The following is an 11642-nucleotide window of genomic DNA, read 5'->3' as shown; positions in this document are numbered from 1 at the left end:
ACTACCATGCTGATTGATCAGAAAATCCCTTTAGGCCAGTACATCGCGGGCTTCGTTGAATGGTTGACGCAACACGGCGCCAGCACGTTCGACGCAATCGCCGTGTCACTGGAAACGATGATCCACGGCGTGACTTTTGCGCTGACCTGGTTCAACCCGCTGGCATTGATCGGCCTCATCGCGCTACTGGCACACTTCATTCAACGAAAGTGGGGGCTGACCGTTTTCGTCATCGCCTCCTTCTTGCTGATCCTCAATCTGGGGTACTGGCAGGAAACCATGGAAACCCTCGCCCAGGTGCTCTTCGCGACCCTGGTCTGCGTAGTCATCGGCGTGCCGTTGGGCATCGTCGCTGCGCACAAACCGATGTTCTACACATTGATGCGTCCGGTGCTCGATCTCATGCAGACCGTGCCGACCTTCGTGTACCTCATTCCTACCCTGACCCTCTTCGGTCTGGGTGTGGTCCCGGGCCTGATTTCAACGGTAGTGTTCGCGATTGCCGCGCCTATCCGCCTGACTTACCTGGGTATTCGCGATGTTCCGGAAGAACTGATGGACGCGGGCAAGGCCTTTGGCTGCTCGCGACGTCAGCTGCTCTCGCGAATCGAACTGCCCCACGCCATGCCAAGCATCGCGGCCGGTATCACCCAGTGCATCATGCTGTCGTTGTCGATGGTGGTGATCGCGGCACTGGTGGGCGCCGACGGCCTGGGCAAACCCGTGGTCAACGCACTGAACACTGCTGATATCGCCCTGGGCTTCGAAGCAGGCCTGGCGATCGTACTGCTGGCGATCATGCTCGACCGTATCTGCAAACAACCCGAAGCTAAAGTAGGGGGTGACGCATGAGCATTATTCGCTTCGATAACGTCGACGTTATCTTCTCCAAGGATCCACGCGAGGCTCTCAAGCTGCTGGATCAAGGCATGACCCGTAACGAGATCCTGAAAAAGACCGGGCAGATCGTTGGCGTGGAAAAGGCCAGCCTGGACGTCGAAAAAGGTGAAATCTGCGTACTGATGGGCCTGTCCGGCTCCGGCAAGTCCAGTCTGCTGCGCTGCATCAACGGCCTCAACACGGTTAGCCGTGGCAAGCTGTTCGTCGAGCACGAAGGCAGGCAGATAGACATTGCCTCCTGCACCCCGGCAGAACTGAAAATGATGCGCACCAAGCGCATTGCGATGGTGTTTCAGAAGTTCGCCCTGATGCCTTGGCTGACCGTTCGCGAGAACATCAGCTTCGGTCTGGAAATGCAGGGTCGCCCTGAAAAAGAGCGGCGCAAACTGGTGGACGACAAGCTTGAGCTGGTGGGCCTGACCCAATGGCGCAACAAGAAACCCAACGAGCTGTCCGGTGGTATGCAACAACGTGTGGGCCTGGCCCGCGCCCTGGCGATGGACGCCGACATCCTGCTGATGGACGAACCGTTCTCGGCACTCGACCCGCTGATCCGCCAAGGCCTGCAAGACGAACTGCTGGAACTGCAACGCAAGCTGCACAAAACCATCGTGTTCGTGAGTCACGACCTCGATGAGGCCCTGAAGCTCGGCAGCCGTATCGCGATCATGAAAGACGGCCGGATCATCCAGTACAGCAAGCCGGAAGAGATCGTCTTGAACCCGGCGGACGACTATGTGCGGACCTTCGTGGCCCACACCAACCCGCTGAACGTTCTGTGCGGTCGCAGCCTGATGCGCACCCTGGACAACTGCAAACGCATCAACGGCTCCGTCTGCCTCGATCCGGGCGGCGATTCGTGGCTGGACCTGGCAGAAGGCAACACCATCAAGGGTGCCCGTCAGAACGGTGCGAGCCTGGATCTGCAGAACTGGATTCCAGGGCAAGCGGTTGAAGGCCTGGGCCGTCGCCCAACGCTGGTGGACTCCAACATCGGCATGCGCGATGCGCTGCAGATTCGTTATCAGACCGGCAACAAACTGGTGCTGCACGACAACAACAAAGTGGTCGGGATTCTCGGCGACAGCGAGCTGTATCACGCGCTGCTCGGCAAGAACCTGGGGTAAGGCAGCAGACACAAAAACGCCGCGAGAGGATCGCGGCGTTTTTGTTTATGGGATATAGGGCGATGCCGTGTTGACGTTGAAGGCCCCATCGCCAGCAGGCTGGCTCCCACAAGGGAATGCGTTCCAATGTGGGAGCCAGCCTGCTGGCGATGATGCCGACGCGGTGCTTCAGACTGAAACACCGAGCCCTATCGAAACTCAGCTATAAACCCGGCCAAGGAGCTGGCGATGGCTTTCAAACTGATCGAGCACGTCACGGGTGATCTGATCCGCAGTGAAGCCCATCAGGTCATAGTCCTGGCTGCCGTTGTGCAGGTACACCTCGGCGCGGTAATAGCGCGCACGCGGTTCATCGGCACTTTCCGCCGACACCGTGTCGCTCGCCGCTGCCAGATAGCCATCCAGGCTTACTTCGTAGACAAAAGGGTTGCCCTCTTCCATCTCGATCCGCACGCCCATGCAACGCTTGGACTTGCCCAGCAGCGTTTGCACATTCAGCCCTTGGGCACGCAATTGCACCGCCGCATCTTCCAGCGCCGGGCTGACTTGTTTGTCCATGAAACGCTGAACGATCGACTGGTTCGGCTGCAGATCCAATTGAGTCAAACGCTCACTGAAACCACGACGACCGCGCGCAGCCAGTTCCGCCTGCTCCTGTTCGATCTGCACGTCCTGGCGCATCGCCTTGTGCAAGCCGAACATGAAGAACACCAGCACTACCGAGAACGGCAGGCCGGCCAGCACCACCATGGTTTGCATGGCTTCGAAGTTACCGGCGAACAGCAGGCCGATGGTCACCAGGGTAATGACCGCCGACCAGAAAATCCGCAGCCAGTGCGGCGCATCTTCATCGACGTTGCCACCCTTGCAGGAAAGGTTGGCCATCATCACCGCGCCGGAATCCGCCGGGGTCAGGAACAACACGAAACCGACAAAGATCGACACGCCGATCACAATCTTCGACGCAGGATAATGTTCAAGCAGTTGGTAGATCGCCATGGACGGCTGTTCGAGCGCCGTCTTCCCGAGCTCCACCGCCCCATGGTTCATCACCAGGTCCAAGGCCGAGTTACCAAAGATCGACAGCCACGCCAGGGTGAAACCCAGCGGGATCAGCAGCACGCCGGCCACCAGTTCACGCACCGTACGACCACGGGAAATACGCGCGATGAACATGCCGACGAATGGGGCCCAGGAAATCCACCAGGCCCAGTAGAACAATGTCCACAGGCCCAACCAGCGGTCAGACTTCTCACTGTCGCCTTCGTACACATAGAGATCGAAGGTTTTCAGCACCACACCGTTCAGGTAGTCACCGATGTTTTGCACGAAGCCATTGAGCAGGTGCAGGGTCGGGCCGAACAGCAGCACGAAAATCAGCAAACCGCTGAACAGCACGATGTTCAGGTTGGACAGACGGCGAATGCCGTTTTCCACGCCCGACACGGCGGCGATGGTCGCCACGGTGCTCATCACGATGATCACGATCAGCAGGTTGGTGTTGCTGTGTGCCATGCCGAACAGGTTTTCCAGGCCCGAGGACACTTGCAGCGAACCAATCCCCAGGTTCGTCACCAGCCCCAGCAGGGTCACGAACATGCCGAAGCCGTCCACGGCATGACCGGCCGCGCCTTTGACCCAACGCTCGCCCACCAGCGGATACAGCGCCGAACGCAGCGCCAGCGGCTGGTTGTGACGGTACGCGAAGTACGCCACGGCCAAACCGACCAGGGCATAAATCGCCCAGCCATGCAGGCCCCAGTGCAGGAACGTCAGCTGCACGGCCTGACGCGCGGCCATGTTGCTGGCCGAAACGCCTTCCGGCGGATTGAAGTAATGGTCCAGCGGCTCCGAAGCGCCGAAGTACAACAGCGAGATGCCGATACCCGACGAGAACAACATCCCCGCCCAGGCGCCGTAGCTGAAGTCCGGAGTATCGTCCTTGCTGCCCAGTTTGAGCTTGCCGTAGGACGAAAACGCCAGGCCGACGACGAATACCAAATAAGCGGCAATCACCACCATGTAGTACCAGCCGAAGCTGCGGGACAACCAGGCCTGGGCAATACCGAGCAATCTGCCGGCCTCTTGCGGGGCGATGATCAGAATGGCGGTCAACAACAGGATCAGCGCGGTAGAGGTGTAGAACACCCAACCGTTGACCGTCACCTTCTCGGGTGGGGTCTTTATTAGAGAGGCAGAACTCATGGCACAGATGCTCCAGGCAGTGCGAGAGAAGAACACAAGGCAACGCGTTACCCGACCAATCGGTTAGTTGGCAGCCGACCGGCGGGTGATATAAAGACACCCCGAAAAAAGCCCGAAGCCCGGGAGCGCCAGCGCGCGTGGGTTTCGAGCGTTTTGTGATGTCGTTTTTCCGCTAACTACGTGTAGGAAAAACCTGTAGGCAGCGACGAATTGTCGCAGATCTTATTCTTTGTTGATTGAACGTTCAATCAAAACAAAATAGACTGGCCCTCAATCCGGCAGGCTTATTCGCCCACCGGGAGGCCTAAGGAGATGTGCAAGATGCCCAAGGTCGGTATGCAACCCATCCGTCGTCAGCAACTGATTGAAGCCACGCTACAGGCCGTCGATCAGGTCGGCATGGGGGACGCCAGCATTGCGCTGATCGCCCGTTTGGCCGGTGTCTCGAATGGCATCATCAGTCACTATTTTCAGGACAAGAATGGCCTGATTGCCGCCACGATGCGGTATCTGATGAGTGTCCTCAGCGAGAACGTCACCGCGCGCCGTCAGGCGCTGGCAGATGACAGCCCACGGGCGCATCTGCAGGTGATTATCGAAGGCAACTTCGACGCCAGCCAGGTCAATGGCCCGGCAATGAAAACCTGGTTGGCCTTCTGGGCCACCAGCATGCACCAGCCGTCTTTGCACAGGTTGCAGCGGATCAACGATCACCGTCTGTATTCCAACCTGTGCTGCCAGTTCCGCCGTACGTTGCCGCTTGATCAAGCGCGCAGCGCCGCCCGGGGCCTGGCAGCCCTCATTGACGGTTTGTGGTTGCGCGGCGCGCTGTCGGGAGATGCTTTCGACACCGAGCAGGCGCAACGGATCGCTTACGAATACATGGATATCCAATTGGCCAAGCAGGTGAGTTAGAGCACACATAAAACGCTCAGCCACCTGAACCGCCACTGATCAGCGATGCCCAGGCTACACGGCACGCCCAGTGGTCAACGCCAACCACTTATGCACTTGCGAGGACTTTATGGCCCGTTTCGAACTGCAAAAACTCTACATCGATGGCGGCTACAGTGACGCCAGCAGCGACGCCACCTTCGAAGCCATCAACCCGGCTAACGGTGAAGTCCTCGCAATCGTTCAGCGTGCGACCAAGGCAGACGTCGAGCGTGCGGTGGTCAGCGCCGAAAAGGGCCAGAAAATCTGGGCTGCGATGACCGCAATGGAGCGTTCGCGCATCCTGCGCCGTGCCGTCGACATCCTGCGCGAGCGCAACGATGAACTGGCCGCCCTGGAAACCCTGGACACCGGTAAATCGTTCTCCGAAACCAAGTATGTCGACATCGTCACCGGTGCCGACGTGCTGGAATATTACGCAGGCCTGGTGCCCGCCATCGAAGGCGAGCAGATTCCGCTGCGCACCACTTCGTTCGTCTACACCCGTCGCGAGCCGCTGGGCGTCGTCGCCGGTATCGGTGCGTGGAACTACCCGATCCAGATCGCCCTGTGGAAATCCGCTCCTGCCCTGGCGGCCGGTAACGCGATGATCTTCAAGCCAAGCGAAGTCACCTCGCTGACCACACTGAAACTGGCCGAGATCTACACCGAGGCAGGCCTTCCGGCTGGCGTGTTCAACGTCTTGACCGGCAGCGGCCGTGAAGTCGGCACCTGGCTGACCGAGCATCCACGCATCGAAAAAATCTCCTTCACCGGCGGCACCGACACCGGCAAGAAGGTCATGGCCAGCGCTTCGGCTTCGTCGCTCAAAGACGTGACCATGGAACTGGGCGGCAAATCCCCGCTGATCATTTTCGACGACGCCGACCTCGACCGCGCCGCCGACACCGCGATGATGGCCAACTTCTACAGCTCGGGCCAGGTCTGCACCAACGGCACTCGTGTGTTCGTGCCAAGCCACCTCAAAGCTGCCTTCGAAGCCAAGATCGTTGAACGCGTTGCCCGCATCCGCGTCGGCAACCCGGAAGACGAGAACACCAACTTCGGTCCTCTGGTCAGCTTCGCCCACATGGAAAGCGTGCTGGGTTACATCGCCAAAGGTAAGGAAGAAGGCGCTCGCGTACTGTGCGGCGGCGACCGTCTGACCGAAGGCGAATTCGCCAAGGGCGCATTCGTGGCACCGACCGTGTTCACCAACTGCACCGACGAGATGACCATCGTTCGCGAAGAAATCTTTGGCCCGGTGATGAGCATCCTGACGTACGAAACCGAAGAAGAAGTGATCCGTCGTGCCAACGACACCGACTTCGGCCTGGCCGCCGGTGTCGTCACCAAGGACCTGAACCGCGCCCACCGCGTGATTCATCAACTGGAAGCCGGTATCTGCTGGATCAACGCTTGGGGCGAATCCGACGCCAAGATGCCGGTCGGTGGCTACAAGCAATCGGGCGTGGGCCGTGAAAACGGCATCAGCTCGCTGAACAACTTCACACGCATCAAATCGGTACAGGTCGAACTGGGCGATTACGCCTCGGTTTTCTAAGCAGGCATCTGCTTTGCCTGCGAGGCCGTCATCGCCAGCAGGCTGGCTCCCACAGGAGTACACATCCCCCTGTGGGAGCCAGCCTGCTGGCGATCGAGTGCGAAGCACTCGCCGTGGCCAGACCTGACCAACTTCAAAGAGGGTGCATTCAATGTCCCAAGAATTCGATTACATCATCATCGGTGCCGGCTCGGCCGGTAACACCCTGGCGACCCGTCTGACTGAAGACGAAGGCGTCACCGTCCTGCTGCTCGAAGCAGGCGGCCCGGACTACCGCATGGATTTCCGTACTCAAATGCCGGCCGCCCTGGCGTTCCCGCTGCAAGGCCGTCGCTATAACTGGGCCTACGAAACCGATCCAGAGCCACACATGGACGGTCGCCGGATGGAATGCGGTCGCGGCAAGGGCCTGGGTGGTTCTTCGCTGATCAACGGCATGTGCTACATCCGCGGCAACGCGATGGACTACGACAACTGGTCGAAACTGCCGGGTCTGGAAGACTGGTCGTACCTCGACTGCCTGCCGTACTTCCGCAAGGCTGAAACCCGTGACATCGGCCCGAACGACTACCACGGCGGCGACGGCCCGGTCAGCGTGACCACACCCAAAGCCGGCAACAACCCGCTGTTCCACGCGATGGTTGAAGCAGGCGTGCAGGCCGGTTACCCGCGCACCGAAGACCTCAACGGTTACCAGCAAGAAGGTTTCGGTCCGATGGACCGCACCGTGACGCCGAACGGTCGTCGCGCCAGCACCGCTCGCGGCTACCTGGACATCGCCAAAAAGCGTTCGACCCTGACCATCGTCACCCACGCCCTGACCGACAAGATCCTGTTCGAAGGCAAGCGTGCCGTCGGCGTGCGTTACCTGATCGGTGCGGCTGAAGAGCGTGTTGAAGTCCGCGCCCGCAAGGAAGTGCTGCTGTGCTCCGGCGCCATCGCGTCGCCGCAGATCCTGCAACGCTCTGGCGTCGGCCCGGCCGAACTGCTGAAAAAACTCGATATCCCGGTGGTCCACGACCTGCCGGGCGTCGGCGAAAACCTGCAGGATCACCTCGAGCTGTACCTGCAATACGCCTGCACCCAACCGGTCTCGCTGTACCCGTCGCTGCTCTGGTACAACCAGCCAGCCATCGGTGCCGAGTGGATGTTCAACGGCACCGGAATCGGCGCCAGCAACCAGTTCGAAGCCGGGGGTTTCATCCGCACCCGTCCGGAATTCGATTGGCCGAACATTCAGTACCACTTCCTGCCGGTCGCGATTAACTACAACGGCAGCAACGGCGTGAAAGAACACGGTTTCCAGGCGCACATGGGTTCCATGCGTTCGCCGAGCCGGGGTCGTATCCAGGCCAAGTCCAAGGATCCGCGCGAGTACCCGAGCATCCTGTTCAACTACATGGCCACCGAGCAGGACTGGCAGGAATTCCGTGACGGTATCCGCCTGACCCGTGAAATCATGCAACAACCTGCACTGGATGCATTCCGTGGCCGCGAAATCAGCCCGGGCATCGACGTGCAAACCGATGAGCAGCTCGACAAGTTCATCCGCGAACACGCTGAAACCGCGTTCCACCCGTCCTGCTCGTGCAAGATGGGCACCGACGAGATGGCCGTGGTCGATGGCGAAGGTCGTGTGCATGGCATGCAAGCCCTGCGCGTGGTTGATGCCTCGATCATGCCGATCATCACCACCGGCAACCTGAACGCGCCAACGATCATGATCGCCGAGAAAATCGCCGACAAGATCCGTGGTCGCAAGCCATTGCCGCGTAGCAAGGCAGCTTACTTCGTGGCCGGCGATGCGCCAGTGCGTGGCAAGCCGTTGCGTGATGTGAGCCCGACAGCGCAGTAAGACAGTTACACCGCGGCGCTGCCTTCGCGAGCAAGCCCGCTCCCACATTTGACCGAGTCGCCAGATAACGACGCGGTCAAATGTGGGAGCGGGCTTGCTCGCGAAGGGGCCCTCCATAACACCACACCTCTCCCGGTAATGTTTTCCTACACCGATCCAAGCTTGATCCTACCCCCCGCGCAGGCCTAATCTAGCGCCACGCAAACGTTTCACCCCCTTCGCAACACCGCTATACGCCACTCCATACCAAGGAGGTTCCCGAATGTTCGATTTCCACCCCCAGCTCAAGCAGCGTTTCGCTGCCTTGCGCACGGGCGCTGAATTCTTTTCGCTGCGTTATGTGCGCGAATCCGGCCAGTACCTGTCGGTGCGCAAGAATGTCGCCGAACCTCCGAGCCTGAGCCGTGACGAAGGCGCGATGCTGACCGTGCGCGTCAACGGTGTCGAAGCCTACGCCGCGACCAACGACCTGTCGCAACAAGGCCTGCAAGCTGCATTGGAGAAGGCCGAGCAACAAGCGCGACACCTCAAGCCCCACGCCTTGCTGGACTTGCGTGAACAAGCCGTTTCCAGCGACCGCGCCGACTATTTCTCGCCGAACCTCGACCAGCCCTTCCCGTCCCTGAGCGATTGCTACCAACTGCTCGGCGCCGAATCCGCGTCCGTGCCCAAGGACGAGCGACTGGTGAACTGGCAGGTGAGCATCGGCATCACCCACGTCGAGCAGATCTACCTCAACAGCGCCGGCGCCGAACTGCGTCAGGCGCAACGGTTCGTCTACCCGGGCCTGGATGTCACCGCCTACGACGGCAGCGACAGCCAGACCCGCAGCCTGGGCCGCGAGAACTTCGGCCAGCAAGGCAGCGCTGACGTGATCAGCCGTTGCGGGCTGATCGGTGCCGGCCCGAAAGTCGCCGACCAAGCGTTGCAATTGCTGCTGGCGCCCAACACACCGCAGGGTCCGCGCGACCTGCTACTGATGCCCGACCAGATGATGCTGCAGATCCACGAATCCATCGGCCATCCGCTGGAACTGGACCGCATCCTCGGTGATGAACGCAATTACGCCGGCACCAGTTTCGTCAAGGCAGAAGACTTCGGTCATCTGCAATACGGCTCGAAACTGCTCAACGTGACGTTCGATCCGGACATTCCTGAACAGCTCGCCAGCTACGGCCATGACGACGACGGCACAGCCGCGAGCAAACAGTTCCTGATCAAGGAAGGCTTGCTGCTGCGACCATTGGGCGGCGCGCTTTCACAATTCCGTGCCGGCATGGATGGCGTCGCCAACAGCCGCGCCTGCGGGTGGAATCGCCCGCCCATCGACCGCATGGCCAACCTGAACATCGAGCCCGGCGATCAACCGCTGGAGCAACTGATCGGCAACATCGAGCACGGCATCATGATGTCGACCAACCGCTCATGGTCGATCGACGATGCACGCAATAAATTCCAGTTCGGTTGCGAATGGGCGCAGTTAATCGAAAACGGCGAGCTCAAAGGCGTGGTGAAGAACCCGAACTATCGGGCGATTTCCGCGCAATTCTGGAAGAGTCTCAGCGCTGTCGGCGACGCCAGCACGTTCAAGGTCCTGGGCACGCCGAACTGCGGCAAGGGTGAACCGAACCAGGTGATCCGCGTCGGCCATGCCTCGCCGGCCTGCGTGTTCAGCAACGTTGATGTGTTTGGGGGAGACGCCTGATGAGCACTTCTAACAATCAGGCCTCGTTCAAGGCCTTGGTCACTTGGCTGCGCGATGCGATTCGCGAGCCGGAGCAATTCACCCTCAGCTACGCCGCCGAATCCTCCGCCTTCGTGCGTTTCAACCACGCCAAGGTGCGTCAGGCCGGGCAGGTGCAGCAGGCGAGCGTCGCTTTCAAACTGATCAACGAAGGCCGGCATGCCGACCTGCACATCACACTGGCTGGCGATGCTGAAGTCGACCGCCAGCGTCTGGCCGATGGGCTGCAACAGTTGCGTGAAACACTGCCGCTGCTGCCGCAGGATCCGTACCTGTTGCTCAATCACAACGGCTGGCAGAGCAAGAACGTGCAGGAGCGTGCGCTGCCGGACACTGAACAAGTAGTCGCTGAAATCACCCGGGCGGCCGAAGGTCTGGACCTGGTAGGTTTCTATGCCGCCGGGCCGATCAGTCGTGGCTTCGCCAGTTCGGCGGGCGCGTTCGGCTGGCATCAGGCCAACAGCTTCAACTTTGATTTCAGCCTGTTCCATGACAATGGCCAAGCGGTGAAAGCCAGCTACGCCGGGCACGACTGGAACAGCGAAGGGTTTGCCAGGCGCTTTGCCCAGGCACGCGAGCAGTTGGCGTTTCTGGGCAGGCCGCAACGCACCCTCGCGCCCGGTCAGTACCGTGCCTACCTGGCGCCAGCGGCCTTGGGGGAAATCATGGACATGCTCGGCTGGGGCGGTTTCTCGGCGCAGTCGATTGCCAGCAAACACAGTCCGCTACAGAAACTGTACGCGGGCGACAGTGCGTTCAGCCCGCTGGTGTCGGTCGATGAAAAGGTCAGCGGTTCTTTGAGCCCGGCGTTTTCCGGCGAAGGTTATCCGCGCAGCGATCTTGGCTTGATTGTCGAAGGCAAGGCTGGCGCGCAGATGGTCAATTCACGCAGCGCAGCCGAGTACGGCCTGACGGCCAATGGCGCCGGTGGCGGTGAAATGCCGAGTGCACTGAACATGGCGGCCGGCACATTGCCTGACGCCGAGATTCTCAAGCAGTTGGGCACCGGGCTGTACATCAGCAATCTCTGGTACCTGAACTACTCGGATCAACCCGCGGCGCGCCTGACCGGCATGACGCGCTTTGCGACCTTCTGGGTCGAGAACGGCGAGATACAGGCGCCGGTGAGCACGATGCGCTTTGATGACAGCGCTTACAGCTTGCTCGGTTCGCACCTGGAAGCGTTGACCGAGGAACGTGAGTTGTTGCTGTCGGCGAGTACCTACAGCCAGCGGGCCACAGCTTCGGCGTTGTTGCCGGGTGCGCTGGTCAGCCGATTGACCCTGACCCTCTGATACCGATCGTTCCCACGCT

At 60.3% G+C, this 11642-nt stretch carries 8 protein-coding genes; 7 read left to right on the top strand and 1 reads right to left on the bottom strand.

Going from position 1 to position 11642, the window contains the following annotated elements; translation table 11 throughout:
- Window positions 1-6: 6 nt before the first annotated feature.
- Both choW and choV read left to right on the top strand, forming a co-directional pair.
- Window positions 7-852 carry a choline ABC transporter permease subunit gene (gene choW, locus ACM6I0_RS18190; protein WP_033060358.1) on the top strand — a complete coding sequence of 282 codons (846 nt, stop codon included), beginning with the start codon at window positions 7-9 and terminating at the stop codon, window positions 850-852.
- Window positions 849-2027, top strand: a complete 1179-nt coding sequence (gene choV / locus ACM6I0_RS18185) for a choline ABC transporter ATP-binding protein (protein ID WP_259153659.1) — start codon at window positions 849-851, stop codon at window positions 2025-2027. Before choW ends, choV begins: the two co-directional genes overlap by 4 nt.
- A 198-nt stretch (window positions 2028-2225) precedes the next feature.
- Here the strand turns inward: choV and ACM6I0_RS18180 are convergent, their stop codons facing one another.
- Entirely contained in the window at window positions 2226-4175 is a 1950-nt protein-coding gene (locus ACM6I0_RS18180) for a BCCT family transporter (RefSeq protein ID WP_285433000.1), read from the bottom strand.
- A gap of 378 nt (window positions 4176-4553) precedes the next feature.
- On the opposite strand from ACM6I0_RS18180, the gene betI reads away from it, so the two are divergent.
- The 5 genes from betI to ACM6I0_RS18155 all read left to right on the top strand — a co-directional run bounded on the left by betI (window position 4554) and on the right by ACM6I0_RS18155 (window position 11623).
- Window positions 4554-5147: a transcriptional regulator BetI gene (gene betI / locus ACM6I0_RS18175; protein WP_285432731.1), complete on the top strand. Its 594-nt coding sequence runs from the start codon at window positions 4554-4556 to the stop codon at window positions 5145-5147.
- A gap of 109 nt (window positions 5148-5256) precedes the next feature.
- Window positions 5257-6729, top strand: coding sequence for a betaine-aldehyde dehydrogenase (gene betB, locus ACM6I0_RS18170; RefSeq protein ID WP_414922941.1), 1473 nt, complete (start codon window positions 5257-5259; stop codon window positions 6727-6729).
- A 151-nt stretch (window positions 6730-6880) separates the two neighbouring features.
- Window positions 6881-8584 (top strand): choline dehydrogenase, encoded by a 1704-nt coding sequence (gene betA / locus ACM6I0_RS18165; protein ID WP_414922940.1) that lies wholly within the window; start codon window positions 6881-6883, stop codon window positions 8582-8584.
- 262 nt (window positions 8585-8846) lie between these two features.
- On the top strand, window positions 8847-10289 hold the full coding sequence (locus ACM6I0_RS18160; RefSeq protein WP_285432735.1) for a TldD/PmbA family protein: 1443 nt from the start codon (window positions 8847-8849) through the stop codon (window positions 10287-10289).
- Complete coding sequence (locus ACM6I0_RS18155) at window positions 10289-11623, top strand: TldD/PmbA family protein (RefSeq protein ID WP_414922939.1); 1335 nt, start codon at window positions 10289-10291, stop codon at window positions 11621-11623. The genes ACM6I0_RS18160 and ACM6I0_RS18155 overlap by 1 nt, the downstream gene beginning before the upstream one ends.
- The last annotated feature ends 19 nt before the right edge of the window (window positions 11624-11642 follow it).

It is taken from the genome of Pseudomonas sp. IT-P294, from assembly GCF_949767865.1.
Lineage (GTDB): Bacteria > Pseudomonadota > Gammaproteobacteria > Pseudomonadales > Pseudomonadaceae > Aquipseudomonas.
Note: the sequence above shows the minus strand (reverse complement) of the source record. Positions and strands in the feature narration are given on the sequence as shown.

What these genes read in the sequence shown, in the direction of transcription:
- choW (WP_033060358.1), top strand. Translation starts at nt 7, where the DNA reads ATGCTGATTGATCAGAAAATCCCTTTAGGCCAGTACATCGCGGGCTTC.
- choV (WP_259153659.1), top strand. Translation starts at nt 849, where the DNA reads ATGAGCATTATTCGCTTCGATAACGTCGACGTTATCTTCTCCAAGGAT.
- betI (WP_285432731.1), top strand. Translation starts at nt 4,554, where the DNA reads ATGCCCAAGGTCGGTATGCAACCCATCCGTCGTCAGCAACTGATTGAA.
- betB (WP_414922941.1), top strand. Translation starts at nt 5,257, where the DNA reads ATGGCCCGTTTCGAACTGCAAAAACTCTACATCGATGGCGGCTACAGT.
- betA (WP_414922940.1), top strand. Translation starts at nt 6,881, where the DNA reads ATGTCCCAAGAATTCGATTACATCATCATCGGTGCCGGCTCGGCCGGT.
- ACM6I0_RS18160 (WP_285432735.1), top strand. Translation starts at nt 8,847, where the DNA reads ATGTTCGATTTCCACCCCCAGCTCAAGCAGCGTTTCGCTGCCTTGCGC.
- ACM6I0_RS18155 (WP_414922939.1), top strand. Translation starts at nt 10,289, where the DNA reads ATGAGCACTTCTAACAATCAGGCCTCGTTCAAGGCCTTGGTCACTTGG.